Origin of the sequence: Streptomyces sp. SKN60 (assembly GCF_026236535.1) — a bacterium.
GTDB lineage: Bacteria > Actinomycetota > Actinomycetes > Streptomycetales > Streptomycetaceae > Streptomyces.
Genome location: NZ_JAHTMW010000028.1, coordinates 33123 through 49873 on the forward strand (window position 1 = coordinate 33123; position 16751 = coordinate 49873).

At 68.9% G+C, this 16751-nt stretch carries 11 protein-coding genes; 2 read left to right on the forward strand and 9 right to left on the reverse strand.

Going from position 1 to position 16751, the window contains the following annotated elements:
* Positions 1 to 6: 6 nt before the first annotated feature.
* Positions 7 to 378 (forward strand): NTP pyrophosphohydrolase, encoded by a 372-nt coding sequence (locus tag KV205_RS32520; protein WP_265868440.1) that lies wholly within the window; start codon positions 7 to 9, stop codon positions 376 to 378.
* A gap of 28 nt (positions 379 to 406) precedes the next feature.
* On the opposite strand, the gene KV205_RS32525 is transcribed toward KV205_RS32520, so the two are convergent.
* The 9 genes from KV205_RS32525 to ngcE all read right to left on the reverse strand — a co-directional run bounded on the left by KV205_RS32525 (position 407) and on the right by ngcE (position 12496).
* A complete protein-coding gene (locus KV205_RS32525) occupies positions 407 to 1921 on the reverse strand; it encodes an amino acid permease (protein WP_265868441.1) in 1515 nt (504 codons plus the stop codon).
* Between the two features lie 167 nt (positions 1922 to 2088).
* Positions 2089 to 4008, reverse strand: a complete 1920-nt coding sequence (gene dxs / locus KV205_RS32530) for a 1-deoxy-D-xylulose-5-phosphate synthase (RefSeq protein ID WP_265868442.1) — start codon at positions 4006 to 4008, stop codon at positions 2089 to 2091.
* Positions 4009 to 4212: 204 nt separating this feature from the next.
* On the reverse strand, positions 4213 to 5547 hold the full coding sequence (locus tag KV205_RS32535) for a sugar ABC transporter permease (RefSeq protein WP_265868443.1): 1335 nt from the start codon (positions 5545 to 5547) through the stop codon (positions 4213 to 4215).
* Positions 5544 to 6338 (reverse strand): ATP-binding cassette domain-containing protein, encoded by a 795-nt coding sequence (locus KV205_RS32540; RefSeq protein ID WP_265868444.1) that lies wholly within the window; start codon positions 6336 to 6338, stop codon positions 5544 to 5546. The genes KV205_RS32535 and KV205_RS32540 overlap by 4 nt, the downstream gene beginning before the upstream one ends.
* Before the next feature lie 151 nt (positions 6339 to 6489).
* Positions 6490 to 7593: a substrate-binding domain-containing protein gene (locus KV205_RS32545; protein WP_265868445.1), complete on the reverse strand. Its 1104-nt coding sequence runs from the start codon at positions 7591 to 7593 to the stop codon at positions 6490 to 6492.
* 122 nt (positions 7594 to 7715) lie between these two features.
* Positions 7716 to 8936, reverse strand: coding sequence for an ROK family transcriptional regulator (locus KV205_RS32550; protein WP_265868446.1), 1221 nt, complete (start codon positions 8934 to 8936; stop codon positions 7716 to 7718).
* A gap of 156 nt (positions 8937 to 9092) precedes the next feature.
* On the reverse strand, positions 9093 to 10037 hold the full coding sequence (locus KV205_RS32555; RefSeq protein WP_265868447.1) for a carbohydrate ABC transporter permease: 945 nt from the start codon (positions 10035 to 10037) through the stop codon (positions 9093 to 9095).
* Between the two features lie 15 nt (positions 10038 to 10052).
* Positions 10053 to 10982 carry a carbohydrate ABC transporter permease gene (locus tag KV205_RS32560; protein WP_265868448.1) on the reverse strand — a complete coding sequence of 310 codons (930 nt, stop codon included), beginning with the start codon at positions 10980 to 10982 and terminating at the stop codon, positions 10053 to 10055.
* A 74-nt stretch (positions 10983 to 11056) separates the two neighbouring features.
* The gene (gene ngcE / locus KV205_RS32565) at positions 11057 to 12496 is read right to left on the reverse strand and encodes an N-acetylglucosamine/diacetylchitobiose ABC transporter substrate-binding protein (RefSeq protein ID WP_265868449.1); all 1440 of its coding nucleotides are present in this window, start codon (positions 12494 to 12496) and stop codon (positions 11057 to 11059) included.
* 392 nt (positions 12497 to 12888) lie between these two features.
* Between ngcE and KV205_RS32570 the strand changes: the two genes are divergently transcribed.
* The gene (locus KV205_RS32570; protein ID WP_265868450.1) at positions 12889 to 16728 is read left to right on the forward strand and encodes a GH92 family glycosyl hydrolase; all 3840 of its coding nucleotides are present in this window, start codon (positions 12889 to 12891) and stop codon (positions 16726 to 16728) included.
* Positions 16729 to 16751: the final 23 nt, after the last annotated feature.

A 16751-nucleotide genomic window follows, 5' to 3' on the forward strand; every position in this document is an offset into this window, starting at 1 on the left:
GTCCCCATGGACCTCCTGCCTCTCCTGATCGTCGACGGCGCCAACGTGGTGGGCTCCGTGCCCGACGGGTGGTGGAAGGACCGGCGCGGGGCCGCCGAGCGGCTGCGGGACCGGCTGGCCGAGCGGGGCGGGCCGGTGGAGGGGCCGTACCCGGGGCCGTACGAGATCGTGCTCGTCCTGGAGGGGCGGGCGCGCGGGGTGGCGGCGGTGCCAGGGGTACGGATCGAGGAGGCGGCGGGCAGTGGCGACGACCTGATCGCGGAGCTGGCCCGGAACGCCGAGGGCCGGCCGTGCCTGGTGGTCACGGCCGACCGGGAGCTTCGGCGGCGGGTGGCGGAGAGCGGCGCGAACTGTGTGGGTCCGCGCGCTCTCCCGTAGGCCGAACGGGTGAACGGGTGGCGGCGGCTCAGTACTTCGCGTCCTGGCCCAGCTTGCCGAGGCGGCTGTGCTTGCGGCCGTACAGGAAGTAGACGACGAAGCCGATGATCATCCAGATGGCGAAGCGGAGCCAGGTCTCGCCCGGCAGGTTCAGCATCAGCCACAGCGAGGCGGCGATGGAGAGGATCGGCAGCACCGGCACCCACGGGGTGCGGAAGGCACGGTGCAGGTCGGGGCGGGTGCGGCGGAGCACCATCACGCCGACGGCGACCACCACGAAGGCGAACAGGGTGCCGATGTTCACCAGGGTCGCCAGCTCGTTGATGCTGGTGAAGCCGGAGACGATCGCGATGATCACGCCGAGCAGGATGGTCGGGCGGTACGGGGTGCGGAACTTCGGGTGGGTGATGGAGAAGAACCGCGGAAGGAGACCGTCACGGCTCATCGCGAAGAACACCCGGGTCTGGCCGAGCAGCAGGATCAGACAGACCGTGGTGAGGCCGATGGCGGCGCCGAAGCTGATCACGCCCGCGTAGAACGGGTGCCCGACGGCCTTGAAGGCGTCGGCGAGCGGGGCGCTGACGGACAGTTCGGTGTAGTGCTGCATACCGGTGACGACCAGGGCCACCGCCACGTACAGCACGGTGCAGATGAAGAGCGAGCCGAGGATGCCGCGGGGCATGTCGCGCTGCGGCAGCTTGGTCTCCTCGGCGGCGGTGGCGACCACGTCGAAGCCGATGAAGGCGAAGAAGACCACGGACGCGGCGGTGAAGATGCCCATCACGCCGAAGTTGGTGGGCTCGTAACCGAACATCAGCTGGACCAGCGGGGCGGTCTCCCAGCCGCCGCCGGTCTCCGGGGTGACCGCGTCCGGGATGAACGGCTTGTAGTTGTCGCCGACGATGAAGAACAGACCGGCGACGATCACGATCATGACCACGGTGACCTTGATCGCGACGACCAGGGCGGTGATCCGGGCGGACAGCTTCATGCCGAGGACCAGGACCACGGTGAGGACCAGGACCAGGATGAAGGCCAGGATGTCGAAGGTGCCTCCCGGCACGTCCGGCCCTTCGAGTGACGCCGGTAGGTGCCAGCCGATGTTGTCCATCAGCGAGCGCACATAGCCGGACCAGCCGACCGCCACCACCGCCGTGCCGAGCGCGAACTCCAGGACGAGGTCCCAGCCGATGATCCAGGCCGGCAGCTCGCCGATGGAGGCGTACGCGAAGGTGTACGCCGAACCGGCGACGGGCACCGTCGACGCGAACTCCGCATAGCACAGGGCGGCGAGGGCGCAGACGATGCCCGCGGCGACGAAGGCGAGCGCGGTCGCCGGTCCGGCGTTCTCCTTCGCCACCTTGCCGGTGAGGACGAAGATGCCGGTGCCGATGATGACGCCGACGCCGAACACGGTGAGGTCCCAGGCGGAGAGGGACTTCTTGAGCGCGTGCTCGGGCTCCTCGGTGTCGCGGATCGACTGTTCGACCGACTTGGTCCGGAACAGACCGTCGTTCGCTCGTGGCTGCTGGTCCGTACTCACGTAGCACCTCCCTGGCGCGGGCCCTGGCAGGGGGCTGCCCGCCCTCAGGCCAGGATGCACGCGGAAGGGCCGGTCGGCACTCCGAAGAGTGAGCCGACCGGCCCAAGGGTGACGTCGTGTGACGCCGAAGGGTGACGCCGCGTGAGGTACGGGGCGGGCGGGGCCCGTCAGTCCCGGGCGGGCTCCACGGCCTTGCTGCTGCTCTCGAAACGCCCGTCGAGGCGGGAGACCAGACCGGTGACCTGGCGCGCGATGTCCGGGGCGGTCAGACCGATCTCGGCCAGGACCTCGCCGCGGGAGGCGTGGTCCAGGAAGCGCGGCGGGATGCCGAAGTCACGCAGCGGCACGTCGACGCCCGCGTCGCGCAGGGCCTGCGCCACGGCGGAGCCGACGCCGCCGACGCGGCTGTTGTCCTCGACGGTGACGACCACCCGGTGGCGCTCGGCGAGCGGGGCCAGGGCCTCGTCGACGGGCTTGACCCAGCGCGGGTCGATCACCGTGGTGGAGATGCCCTGCTGGTCCAGGAGACCGGCGATCTCCAGGCACATCGGGGCCAGCGCACCGACGGAGACCAGGAGGACGTCCGGCTTGTCACTGCCCGCCTCGCGCAGCACGTCCATGCCGCCGATCCGGCGCAGCGCCGGGACCGCGGGGCCGACCGCGCCCTTGGAGAAGCGCACCACGGTGGGCGCGTCGGTGACCTCGACGGCCTCGCGCAGCTGGGCGCGGACCTGGTCGGCGTCGCGCGGGGCGGCGAGCCGCAGGCCGGGCACGACCTGCAGGATCGACATGTCCCACATGCCGTTGTGCGAGGCGCCGTCGGTGCCGGTGACACCGGCCCGGTCGAGCACGAAGGTGACGCCGCACTTGTGCAGGGCCACGTCCATCAGGACCTGGTCGAAGGCGCGGTTGAGGAAGGTCGCGTAGACCGCGAAGACCGGGTGCAGACCGCCGGTGGCCAGGCCGGCCGCGGAGACCGCGGCGTGCTGCTCGGCGATGCCGACGTCGAAGACCCGCTCGGGGAAGGCCTTGGCGAACTTGTCGAGGCCGACCGGCTGGAGCATGGCCGCCGTGATGGCGACGATGTCCTCGCGCTCCTTGCCGAGCGCGACCATCTCCTCGCCGAAGACGCTGGTCCAGTCGGCGCCCGAGGAGGAGATCGGCAGACCGGTGTCGGGGTGGATCTTGCCGACCGCGTGGAAGCGGTCGGCCTCGTCCTGCAGGGCCGGCTGGTAGCCGCGGCCCTTCTCGGTGAGGCAGTGCACGATGACCGGGCCGCCGAAGCGCTTGGCGCGGGTGAGCGCCGACTCCAGGGCCTCGATGTCGTGGCCGTCGATCGGGCCGACGTACTTCAGGCCGAGGTCCTCGAACATGCCCTGCGGGGCGATGAAGTCCTTCAGGCCCTTCTTGGCGCCGTGCAGGGTCTCGTAGAGCGGCTTCCCGACGACCGGGGTGCGCTCCAGGATGTCCTTGCCGCGGGCGAGGAAGCGCTCGTAGCCGTCGGTGGTGCGCAGGGTCGCCAGGTGGTTGGCGAGTCCGCCGATGGTGGGGGCGTAGGAGCGCTCGTTGTCGTTGACGACGATGACGACCTGGCGGTCCTTGGCGTCGGCGATGTTGTTGAGCGCCTCCCAGGCCATGCCGCCGGTCAGCGCGCCGTCGCCGATGACGGCGACGACGTGGTCGTCCTTCTTCAGGACCTCGTTGGCCTTGGCGAGGCCGTCGGCCCAGCCGAGGACGGTCGAGGCGTGCGAGTTCTCGATGACGTCGTGCTCGGACTCGGCCTGCGAGGGGTAGCCGGACAGGCCGCCCTTCATCTTGAGCTTGGAGAAGTCCTGGCGGCCGGTGAGCAGCTTGTGCACATAGCTCTGGTGGCCGGTGTCCCACAGGACGCGGTCCTTGGGCGAGTCGAAGACGCGGTGGAGGGCGATGGTCAGTTCGACCACGCCGAGGTTGGGGCCGAGGTGCCCGCCGGTCTTGGAGACGGCGTCCACGAGGAAAGTCCTGATCTCCTCGGCCAGCTGTTCCAGCTGTTCCGAGGAGAGCCGGTCCAGGTCTCGCGGTCCCCTGATACGGGTCAGCAGAGCCACCCGTGCCTCCTTGCTTTGAACTGGTCGAGCTTGCCGATTTGTCGAGTCTAATGTTCCGTCTTGGATCGTGGGCATCGGGCCGGGGACTCGGTCCCCACCCGGATGGCCGACACACCGCTGATCCGTGCGGTCGCCACGTTGATCCGGACGCAGCAGCGCCCGGCGCCGGTTCTCCGGCGCCGGGCGGACTGTGCGTGATGTCGGTTACGCGCGACCCGCGGTCTTCTGCGTGCGGCGGGAGACCGAGTCGATCACGACGGCGGCGAGCAGCACCGCGCCGGTGATCATGTTCTGGATGGCGTTGGACATGCCGATCATGTTCAGGCCCTGCTGGATCGACTGGATCACGATCATGCCCAGGAGCGCCGACCAGACCTTGCCGCGGCCGCCGAAGAGGCTGGTGCCGCCGATCACGGCCGCGGCGATGACCAGCATCAGCGTGTTGCCGCCGCCGAGGCTCTTGGTCGCGCCGCCGGAGAGGCTGGCGATGAACAGGCCGCCGAAGGCGGCGAGGGTGCCGGAGATCGCGAAGACCGCGATCCGGACGCCGTCCACGCCGATGCCGGCGCGGCGGGCCGCCTCGGCGTTGCCGCCGACCGCGAAGACCTTGCGGCCGAAGAGGGTGCGGCGGGCGACGAAGTCGCAGACGACCAGGACGGCGAGGAAGAGCACCAGGGCGAGCGGCAGGCCGCGGGCGCCGGCGGGCTCGTTCATCACGTACGCGACGGCGAAGACCAGCAGGGCGACGACGGCGGTGCGCAGCACGATCTCGCTGACCGGGCGGGCCGGGAGCAGCGCGGCCTTGCGGCGGCTGCTGTCGCGAAGCAGCGAGAACAGGTAGGCGGCGACCGCGACCAGGGCGAGGCCGTAGGCGGCGATCTTGTCGGCGAAGAAGTAGTTGGTGAGGTTCTCCACCACGCTGCCGGACGGCGTGTTGATGGAGCCCTCGCCGCCCATGAGCCATTCCTGGAGGCCCATCCAGCCGAGGAAGCCGGCCAGGGTGACCACGAAGGCGGGGACGCCGATCTTGGCGAAGAAGAAGCCGTGCAGCGCGCCGATGGCGGTGCCGGAGAGCACCGCGAGCACGATGGCCAGCCATTCGTTCATGCCGTTGCTGACCTGGAGGCCGGCCCAGACGGCGGCGCCGACACCGGCGACCGAGCCCATGGAGAGGTCGATCTCGCCGAGGACGAGCACGAAGACGATGCCGACGGCCATGATGCCGAGGCCGGAGGCGTAGACCGTGACGTTGGCGACCGAGCTCGCGGACAGGAAGTTGCTGTTCTGGAGCTGGAAGACGATCGCGATGACGATCAGGCCGAGGATGACGGGCAGGGAGCCGAGCTCGCCGCCGCGGATCTTGCGGGTGAACTCGGTCCAGTAGCCCTTGAGGCCCTCCTCGCGGACGAGGAGGCGGGGGTCGACGGCCGGGACGGGCGCCGCGGACTCGGCCACGGCGGCGGTCTCGGCGGCGTCCGCCTCCGCGACAGCGGTCTCGGGGGCCTCGGAGGCTTCGGGGGTCTTGGCGAGGTCGCTCACTTGGCGTCCTCCTTTGCAGCCGTACGGGCCTGCCGGCGGGTCACGGCGTTGTCCGTGGCCCCGGTGATGGCGGCGATGATCGTCTCGTGGGTGGTGTCCGCGACGTCGAAAACGCCGTTGTTGCGGCCGAGGCGGAGCACGGCGACCTTGTCCGCGACGGCGCGGACGTCGGCCATGTTGTGGCTGATGAGGATGACGCCGTGGCCGCGCTCGCGCAGCCGCTCCACCAGGTCGAGCACCTGTGCGGTCTGCTCGACGCCGAGGGCGGCGGTGGGCTCGTCCAGGATCACGATCTTCGGGTCGCCGATCAGGGCGCGGGCGATGGCCACGACCTGACGCTGGCCGCCGGAGAGGGCGGCCACGGGTATGCGGACCGAGGGGATCCGGATGGACAGGGTGTCGAGCAGCTCCCGGGCGCGCTTCTCCATGGCGATCTCGTCGAGGACGGTGCCGGAGCTGAGCTCGCTGCCGAGGAAGAGGTTGGCGACCACGTCGAGGTTGTCGCAGAGCGCCAGGTCCTGGTAGACGGTCGCGACCCCGAGGTTCTGGGAGTCGTGGGGCTTGGTGATCTGGACCGGGCGGCCGTCCCACTCGATGGTGCCCTCGTCGATCGGGTGGACGCCCGAGATCGTCTTGACGAGGGTGGACTTGCCGGCGCCGTTGTCGCCCACCAGGGCGACGACCTCTCCGGCGTGGATCTCCAGATCGACATCGGTGAGCACCTGGACGGCGCCGAACCGCTTGGAGACCCCGCGCAACGCCAGCACGGGCGTAGCGGACACGTGAATCATCTCCTTCGCCGCCTGACCGGCGGGGATGTGGTGCGGGGCACCCTCCCGACAGGGGCGGTGGGGGGTGCGAGGGGAGTCCGGCGCCCCGCCCCCGCTTGCGGGGCGTGGAGTGGGGCGGGTGCGCCGGACCGGTTCCTTGGGGCGGCAGGGGTTACTTGATGCCCGCCGCGTCGCAGGCCGCCTTGTACTCGGCGGTGCAGATGTCGGCCGCCTTGTAGACGTTGTCGGCGATGATCGTGGAGGCGATGTTCTCCTTGGTCACGACCTGCGCGTCGTACAGCTTGGCCGGGATGCCCTTGAACTCGCCGGTGAGGCTGTCGACCTTGACCGGGACGAGGTCGTCGATCTTCTCGCCCTTGAGGAGCTTGACGGCGATCTCGGCGGTGGTCTCGGCCTCGGGCTTGATCTGCTTGTAGATCGTGAAGGCCTGGTCGCCCTTCAGGATGCGCTGCAGACCCGCGAGTTCGGCGTCCTGGCCGCCGACCGGGACCTTGACGCCCTGCTTGGCCAGGGCGGTGATGATGCCGCCGGCCATGCCGTCGTTGGCCGAGTACACGCCCTGGAAGCCGGTCTTGCCCAGGGAGTCGATGGCGGCACCCATCTTCTTGTTGGCCTCGTCCGGGGACCAGTCCGGGATGTCCTGCTCGTAGACGACCTTCTTCACGGCGCTGTCGATGGCGCTGTGGGCGCCCTTCTTGAACAGCGGGGCGTTCGGGTCGGTCGGCGAGCCGTTGATCATGACAACGTTGGCGTCCTTGGCGTTGGCGCCGAGCGCCTTCACCAGGGCCTCGCCCTGCAGGCGGCCGATCTTCTCGTTGTCGTAGGACACGTAGGCGGAGATCGGGCCCTCGGCCAGGCGGTCGTACGCGACGACCTTGACGCCCTTCTTCTCGGCCTGCTGCACCCAGGACTTGGTGGCCTTGTAGTCGACCGAGTCCAGGATGATGACCTTCACGCCCTGCGTGACGAGCGCGTCGAACTGCTTCTTCTGCGTCTCGGTGTCCTGCGCGGCGTTGTTGTACTTGACCTCGCAGTCGGCGCAGAGCGCCTTGATCTTCGCCTCGATGATCGGGCGGTCGAAGGTCTCGTAGCGGGTGGTCTTGTTCTCCGGCAGGAGCAGACCGATGGTCTTGGTGTCACCGCCGGCGGCGGCGCCGTCCGCGCCGTTGTCGCCGGCCTTGCCACAGGCGGCGATCGAGAGGGCCATGGAAACCGCGGCCGTGCCTATGACGACGCGTCGCGTCACTGCGTTCATGTGGGGTTGCCTCCCTGACGAGGCCGCGACGTTGCGGCCGAGGTGGCTGGAAGTCAACTCGGCCGCGGGGCAACCGTCAAGAAGTAAATCCTTAACGAGATGGCAACGGTGCCATTCGTTATCTAAGTGAACGCAGGCGTACGGGTGGACGAAGCACCCGGAAGCGCGCCCTCCGACCCGTGCAAAAGCGTGGAATCGCCCATTTCGCTCAGTACGAGGGCGAGGGCGCCGAGCACCTCCGCACGGCCTCCGAGGGCCCCTGGGGCCACCGAGAGCTGCCGGGCGGCGCTGGGGATCGCGTAACGCGACACGGAGTCCCTGATGGGCGCCAGGACCAGCTCACCGGCCTCCGCCAGGTCGCCGCCAAGCACGACCCTGCTCGGGTTCAGAAGATTGCAGAGGTTGGCGACACCGCTGCCGATGTGCCGGCCGACGTCCGCGATCACCCGGCGGCAGCCCGGATCGCCCTCGCGGGCCAGCTGGACGACCCGCTCCATGGTCAGATCGGCCCCGTGGCTCGGCTGGAGCAGCGGCAGTACGTAGCGGGCGGCCGTGAAGGTCTCCAGGCAGCCCCGGTTGCCGCAGCGGCAGACCGGGCCCGACTCGTCGAGGGTGATGTGCCCGATCTCGCCGGCGGTGCCGCCCGGGCCCCGGTAGACCCGCCCGTCGATCACCAGGCCGGCGCCGACACCGCTGGCCACCTTGATGTACGCGAGGTCCTTGACGCCCCGCCCGCTGCCCCAGACCAGCTCGCCGAGCGCGCCGAGGTTGGCGTCGTTGTCGACGTGCACGGGGACGCCCAGACGGGCCGAGAGCTCGTCGGCCGGGTTGATTCCGCTCCAGCCCGGCAGGATCGAGGTGGAGCCGAGGAGGCCCGAGGAGACGTCGATCGGGCCCGGCACGCCGAGGCCCACCCCAACGACCTTGTCCCGGCCGATGCCGGTGGCCGCGATCAGCCGGCTGACCAGCTGCTCGGCCCGGTCGAAGCCCTCCGCGGACGAGGCGTCCACGTCCATGGGCTCCGCCTCCTCGGCGAGCACCTGGTGGGCCAGGTTGCCGACCGCGACCCGCAGGTGGGTGTGGCCGAAGTCGACGCCGATGACGATGCCGGCGTCGCCGCTGAGCGAGACGCTGCGGGCCCGGCGGCCCCCGGCAGAGGTCGGGGTGACCTCGACCGTGCCGCCTTCCTTCAGCTCCCGCACGATGTTGGAGACCGTGGCGGCGGACAGGCCGGTCGTCCGGGCGATCTCCGCCTGGGTGAGCGATCCGGCCATCCGTACCGCCCGGACGACCCGCTCGAGATTGGCCCGGTGCAGCGACGACTGCGACCCCGGAGTCTCCATTGACTCTCTCCACCCTACGACGTGTACAAGTTATGAACTCCAAGCTCCGCTGTAGGGCTTGTCGCCGTCAAGTCCTCGACGGTAGTGGAATCCGGAAGCAAAAAGTCCGGCCCCGAGGACCGTGTCCTCGGGGCCGGACGTCGAGCGGCGATTTCGTTACTTGAGCGTGGCCGAAGTGAGACCCGCCTGGACCTGCCGCTGGAAGGACAGGTAGACCACGAGCATCGGGATCATGGCGATGGTCACGCCGGCGAAGAGCACCGGCAGATCTGTCTCGTACCCCTGCTGCTGCTGGAGCTGGATCAGGCCCTGGGTCAGCACGTAGCGCTCGGGGTCGTCACCGGTCTGCGGCTGCATGAGCACGGTCGGCAGCACGAACTGGTTCCACTGCCCCAGCGTGTTGAAGATGCCCACGCTGATCAGACCCGGCTTCGCCATCGGCAGCATCACCTGGAAGAAGGCCCGAGTGTGCGAGGCCCCGTCCAGGATCGCCGCCTCGAAGACCGCCGTCGGCAGGGTCCGGAAGAAGGAGTGCATGAAGAAGACGGTGAACGGCATCGAGTAGGCGACGTACACCAGGATCAGACCCTGGTAGGTGTTGAGCATCCCGAGCATCTTCACCATGAAGAAGAGCGGGACCAGGGCCAGGAAGACCGGGAACATCGCGCCGGCCACGAAGAAGTAGTAGATGAGCCGGTTGCCCCAGAACTCGTAGCGCGCCAGGACGTAGGCGGCCATCGAGCCGAAGAGCATGGTCAGCGGCACCGAGAACACCAGGACGATCACGGTGTTCAGGAAGTAGTCGCCGATGCCCTTGTCCCAGGCCCGGGTGAAGACGTCGAAGGACCAGTTGGCCGGCCAGCCGAACGCCGAGCCCGCGATCTGGGAGTCGGTCTTGAAGGAGCTGAGCACCAGCCACAGCAGCGGCAGCACGATCAGCAGGGCCCAGACGGCGAGGAAGCCGTGCGAGAAGACGTTCAGGACCATGCCCTCGCGGGCCGGACCGGGTGCCGGGGTGCTCCCCTTGCCGGCGGCGCGCTGGCGCGGCACGGCGGCCCCGCCCGCCGTGGGGACGTCGGACTTCTGGATGGGTGCAGTCATCGTGGGTTCTCCCGCTCAGAACTCGAGGCGCTCGCGGCGGGTGGCGCGCAGCGTGACCACGGACACGATCAGGGTGAGCAGCAGCATGACCACGCCCATGGCACACGCGTAACCGCTCTTACCGAAGTAGAGGAAGTTCCGCATCATGACCGTGGACATCGTCTCGCTGTGGTGGTCGGGGCCGCCGCCGTAGTCGCCCGAGGTCATGGTCGAGACGAGGACGAACATGTCCATCGCCACGATGCCGAGGTAGACCCAGGCGGTCTGCACGGAGTCCCACAGCAGCGGCAGGGTGATGCGGAAGAAGGACTGGGCGCGGCCGGCGCCGTCGATCAGCGCCGCCTCGTAGATGTCCTTCGGGATGGACTGCATGGCGGCCGAGAACAGCACCAGGTAGAAGCCGACGCCGTGCCAGACGACGACCGCGATGAGGGCCCACAGCACGAAGTTGGGCTCGTTGAGCCATTCCACCGGCCGCTCGGCCTCGATGAGGCCGAGCTTCAGCAGGAATCCGTTGAGCATGCCGCCGGTGTCGCTGCGGTACACGGCGCCGAAGAGCACCGCGAGGATCGCGAGCGAGAGCACCTGCGGGAAGAAGTAGACGATCTTGTAGAACTTCGACCCGGCGACGCCCGCGACGCCGCCGGCCTTGCTGCGCCCGCCCGCGTTCACCATGAAGGCGAGGAAGAGGGCGAGCAGGATGGTGATCACCGGGATGAACACCAGGAACAGGATGTTGTGCCAGACCGCTCCCAGGAAGACGTCGTCCTCGAAAAGGGCCACGTAATTGTCGAAGCCGACGAAGGAGAAGGTCTGCGACTGGCCCTTCCAGTCGGTCAGCGAGTAGCCGAACGTCTGGATGTACGGCCAGATGACGAAGACCAGATAGAGGGCCACGGGTATGAAGAGGAATCCCGTGACGAACTTGTACTGCCCTTTGCGCATGGCGTTCCTGTCCCTGATGTCCCCGGCGGAGTGCGGTGCGAGGTGCGACCGCTCCGCGAGCTCTGTCCGCTCGGTCAGTCGCGGTGGTTGTTCTTGGCCGCCGGGTCCTTGGCCGCCTTGTCGACCGCGGCCTGGGCCCGCTTCAGCCATTCCGCGGGCTGGATGCGCTTGGCCATCAGCTCGTTGGAGGCGTTCTGGATCTCGGTGTCCATCTCGCTGTACCACTCGGTGTACAGGAAGCGGAAGGTGTTGCTGCCGGCCTTCTTGGAGGCCTCGACCGTGGACTGGGTGCCCGGGCGGAGCTTGACGCTCGGGTCCACGCCGTCGGCGAGGATGGTGAGCGAGTTGGCCTCCTTGGCGAAGAGCGTCGACCACTCCTTGGAGAGCATCATCCGCATGAACTCCTTCGCCTCGGCCAGGTTCTTGGCCTTGGCCGGGATGATGAAGGGCTCGCCGGAGCCGGCGCGGATCGCCTCGTACGGCATCTTGCTGCCGGGCAGCAGCGGCATCGGCATGAACTTCATGTCGAAGTCGGCCGGGGTCTGCTTCAGCTGCTCGTTCTCCAGCCAGGAGCCGGAGGTGATGAAGGCGGCCTTGTACTGGTTCCACCGGGTCTGCGACTCGGTGTGGGTGAGGCCGTTGGTGCCGGGCATGAGGTAGCCCTTCTCGACCACCTCGTAGATCGCCTCGACGGCCGCCTTGGCCGCGTCGGAGCCGACGAAGGCCTTGGGGTCGAGGTTGTCGATCGCCTTCATGGCGTCCAGACCGCCCTTCTTGGCGATCAGGTCCATGATGGCGACGTTGATGTAGTACGGGTACTTGCCCTGGTGGGCGAGGCCGCCGATGCCCTGCGAGGTGGCGTCCTTGCAGATGGCCAGGAACTCGTCCCAGGTCTTCGGCTCGGTCCAGCCCTTCTCCTTGAAGAGCTTGCCGGAGTACCACAGGCCCCACACCGTGTAGATGTAGTTGAGGGCGACGGTCTTGCCCTCCAGGATGCCCGCGTCGAGGGTGCCGGGGATCAGGGTGTCCCGGACCTTCTTGTTCGGGTCGTCGATCGACGGCGCGTCGAGGACCTCGGCCAGGTCGAGCAGCTGCCCGTTCTTCTGCAGCACGTCGATCTTGATCTTCTGGGCGCCGGAGTCGTCGACGATGTCCGGCGGGTTGCCGGCGTTGAAGCGCGGCTGGAGCTTGCCGGTGATCTCCTGGGTGCCGGTGTGGGTCGCGCTGACGCCCCACTTCTTGTTGAAGCTGGCCTCCCACGCCTTGGCGTAGTCGTCGCCGTAACCGCCCTTGAAGACGACGACGTCGATCTTGCCGCCCTTGGCGACGCCGAACGGATTGTCCTTCGTCTTCTCGCCCTTGGGCTTGTCGGACGCCGAGTCGTCGCCGCCGCTGGACGCGCAGGCGGACAGGAAACTCATCGTGGGCACCGAGATCAGACCGAGGGCGGCGGAACGCTTGATCAGATCGCGACGGCCGAGGCCCTCGTTCTTCGGGGCGGAGGTGGATCCCATGCTCAAGTCCTCGCCTTCATTCAGGACTCAGGCGGTGTACCGGTCGCCCGTACAGAGTTCGCCTCAGGCGAAGGGCCCCGCCACCGCGGTCAATTGCAGCTGGGTCGTGCAGGCGTCGGGCCGCCGTTGGTTTCCGCGTTTCCGCGACGACGGGCTGGACGCCGACAGGTATAGTCCACTTCCCTTCGCGGGAGCAAGATCGAAACCAGCTTTCCCGTGCAGTCTTCTCCGAGTTGAGACCTCCGAATCGACGATGGCGTTTCTGCCCCGTTTCCTCCTTCCGATCGATGTCAACACCCTTGACAACGGGCATCATTCGCCCGTCTCCTGGGGACTCGCGCAATCGGTTTGACAACGTTGTCTAGAACCAGCGGCAGGAGCGACGACACGGCATGCGTCCCCATCTCAGAGCGGTCTCTCTTGCGGCCTCGGCGGCACTCGTCCTGAGCCTCACCCCCACGGTGGCTCAGGCGCTTCCGGGCCGAACGGGTGAATCCGACACCTCCGCACGGGAGTTCACCACCTCCTTCGAAACGGACGAAACCCAGCCGACCTGGCGGAACACCGTCGAAGTCGGCCCCGACGGAAAGAAGCGCACATCGGGGGTCGACGGCGGATTCGTCAGCGGCATTCCCGGCAATGTGACCGACCGGGTCACCGCGGTGCGCGCCAGCGGTGAGAACGCCGGCTCCGGCGAGGTCAAGGAGAACCTGGTCGACCTGCAGCCCGGCACCAAATGGCTGGTCTTCGAGCCCACCGCCTGGCTCGAGTTCGACACCGACGAGCCGGTGAAGCTGGCCACCTATGCGCTCACCTCGGCCAACGACGCCGCCGAGCGCGACCCCGAGGACTGGACCCTGAAGGGCTCCGCCGACGGGAAGACCTGGACCGTGCTCGACACCCGGAGCGGCGAGAGCTTCGCCAAGCGCTTCGAGACGAAGTCGTACGACATCCCGGGCGCGGCCGGCGGCGGCGCGACCGCCTACGCCCACTACCGCCTGGAGATCACGAAGAACGCCGGCGCGGGCCTCACCCAGCTCGCCGACCTCCAGTTCTCGAACGGGGACACCTCCCAGCCCGTCCCCGAGGACATGCGCAGCGCCGTCGACCGCGGCCCCAGCGGCTCCCCCACCGCCAAGGCCGGCGCCGGCTACACCGGGAAGCGCGCGCTGCGCTACGCGGGCACGCACCAGGGCGAGGGCCGGGCGTACTCGTACAACAAGGTCTTCGACGTCGACACCCGGATCGTCCGCAACACCGAGCTCTCCTACAAGATCTTCCCGTCGATGTCGGCCTCCGAGACCGATCTCAACTATCCGGCCACCAACGTCTCCGTGGACCTGGCCTTCACCGACGGCACCTATCTGAGCGAGCTCGGCGCGACCGACTCGTACGGCGGGCCGCTCACCCCGCAGGGCCAGGGCGCGGCCAAGCGCCTGTACGTCAACCAGTGGAACCAGGTCACGGCGCGGATCGGCGACGTCGCCAACGGCAAGACGGTGGACCGGATCCTGGTGGCGTACGACTCCCCGAAGGGCCCGGGCAAATTCCAGGGCTGGCTCGACGACGTGTCGATCGCGCCGAGGACCCCGCAGCAGCCTTATGAGCGCCTGTCCGAGTACGCCTCGACGACCCGCGGCACCAACTCCTCGGGCTCCTTCTCGCGCGGCAACACCTTCCCCGCCGCCGCCGTCCCCCATGGCTTCAACTTCTGGACGCCGGTGACCAACGCGTCCACGCAGAGCTGGATCTACGAGTACGCGCGCGGCAACAACGCCGACAACCTGCCGACCCTGCAGGCGCTGTCCGTCAGCCATCAGCCGAGCCCGTGGATGGGCGACCGGCAGACCTTCCAGGTGATGCCGTCGGCGGCGGCCGGGACCGTGCCGACCGACAAGGCGGCCCGCGCGCTGCCGTTCCGGCACGCCGACGAGTCGGCGAAGCCGTACGGGTACGGGGTGAGCTTCACCAACGGCGTGAAGGCGGAGGTCGCGCCGACCGACCACGCGGCGCTGATGCGCTTCAGCTACCCCGGTGACGACGCGAGCGTGGTCCTGGACAACGTCACCGAGCAGGGCGGGCTGACCCTCGACCCGGCGACCCGTTCCTTCACCGGCTTCTCGGACGTGAAGAGCGGACTGTCCGCGGGCGCGGGCCGGATGTTCGTGTACGGCGTCTTCGACGCGCCGGTCACGAGCTCGGCGGCGCAGGGCGTGAAAGGCAGCCTCCGCTTCGACGCGGGCGCCGACCGGACGGTGAACCTGCGGATCGCGACCTCGCTGATCTCGGTCGAGCAGGCGAAGGCCAACCTCGCCGACGAGATCCCGGAGGGCACCTCCTTCGAGACCGTGCGCGAGCGGGCGCAGGACGCCTGGGACGAGGTGCTGGGCCGGGTGAGGGTGGAGGGCGCGAGCCACGACCAGCTGGTCACCCTCTACTCCAGCCTCTACCGGCTGTACCTGTACCCCAACTCGGCCTCGGAGAAGGTCGGTTCGACGTACAAGTACGCCAGCCCCTTCTCGGCCCCGGCCGGGCCCGACACCCCGACCCGTACCGGCGCGAAGATCGTCGACGGCAAGGCGTACGTCAACAACGGCTTCTGGGACACCTACCGCACCACCTGGCCGGCCTACTCCTTCCTCACCCCGGAGAAGGCGGGCGAACTGGTCGACGGCTTCGTGCAGCAGTACAAGGACGGCGGCTGGATCTCGCGCTGGTCCTCCCCCGGCTACGCGGACCTGATGACCGGCACCTCCTCGGACGTGGCCTTCGCGGACGCGTACGTGAAGGGCGTCGACTTCGACGCGGAGGCGGCGTACGAGGCGGCGCTGAAGAACGCCACCGTCGCCCCGCCGAGCGGCGGCGTGGGCCGCAAGGGCACGGCGACCTCCACCTTCACCGGCTACGCCTCCACCGCCACCCACGAGGGGCTGTCCTGGTCCCTGGAGGGCTACCTCAACGACTACGGCATCGCGAAGATGGGCGAGGCGCTCTACAAGAAGACCGGCAAGAAGCGGTACGCGGAGGAGTCGGCGTACTTCCTCGACCGGGCGCGCAAGTACGTCAGCCTCTTCGACGCCAAGGCCGGCTTCTTCCAGGGCCGGGACGCGAACGGCGCCTGGCGGGTGCCCTCGGAGTCGTACGACCCGCGGATCTGGGGCTACGACTACACGGAGACGAACGGCTGGGGCTACGCCTTCACCGCCCCGCAGGACTCCCGTGGCCTGGCCAATCTGTACGGCGGGCGGTCCGGGCTCGCGAAGAAGCTGGACGCCTACTTCTCGACGCCCGAGACGGCCTCGCCCGATGTCTCCGGCTCGTACGGCAGCGTCATCCACGAGATGACCGAGGCCCGGGACGTACGGATGGGCATGTACGGGCACTCCAACCAGGTCGCGCACCACGTGCCGTACATGTACGACGCGGCCGGGCAGCCCTGGAAGACGGCCGAGAAGGTACGCGAGGTCCTCTCGCGGCTCTACACCGGCAGCGAGATCGGGCAGGGCTACCACGGCGACGAGGACAACGGCGAGCAGTCGGCCTGGTTCCTGTTCTCGGCGCTCGGCTTCTACCCGCTGGTGATGGGCAGCGGGGAGTACGCGATCGGCTCGCCGCTCTTCACGAAGGCGACGGTGCGGATGGACAACGGCCGCACGCTGGTGGTGGAGGCGCCGCGCAACAGCGCGCGGAACATCTACGTGCAGGGTGTGAAGGTGAACGGCGTGGCGTGGAGGTCGACGGCGCTGCCGCACGAGCTGCTCGCGAAGGGCGGCACGCTGAAGTTCGACATGGGCCCGAAGCCCTCGGCGTGGGGCACGGGCGCCTCGGCGGCGCCGGTGTCGATCACCAAGGACGACAAGGTGCCGGCGCCGCGGGCGGACCTGGTGGCCCGCGGTACCGGGGCTGCGGGGGCGCTGTTCGACGACACGTCGGTGACGGCGGGGCCGGTGGCGGGCGCGGGCCTGGAGCTGCCGGTGACCGGTCCGGTCAAGGCGGTCCAGTACACGCTGACCTCGTCGGCGGACCGGGCGAAGGCGCCGGCCGGCTGGGTGCTCCAGGGCTCGGCGGACGGGGTGACCTGGACGGACCTGGACCGGCGGTCCGGTGAGTCGTTCGCGTGGGCCCGGCAGACCCGGGTGTTCTCGGTGGCGAAGCCGGGGGCGTACGCGAAGTACCGGCTGGTGGCGACGGGTTCAGGGGCCGAGCTGGCGGAGGTCGAGCTGCTGGGCTGAGGCCCGTACATGAGGAAGGGCCC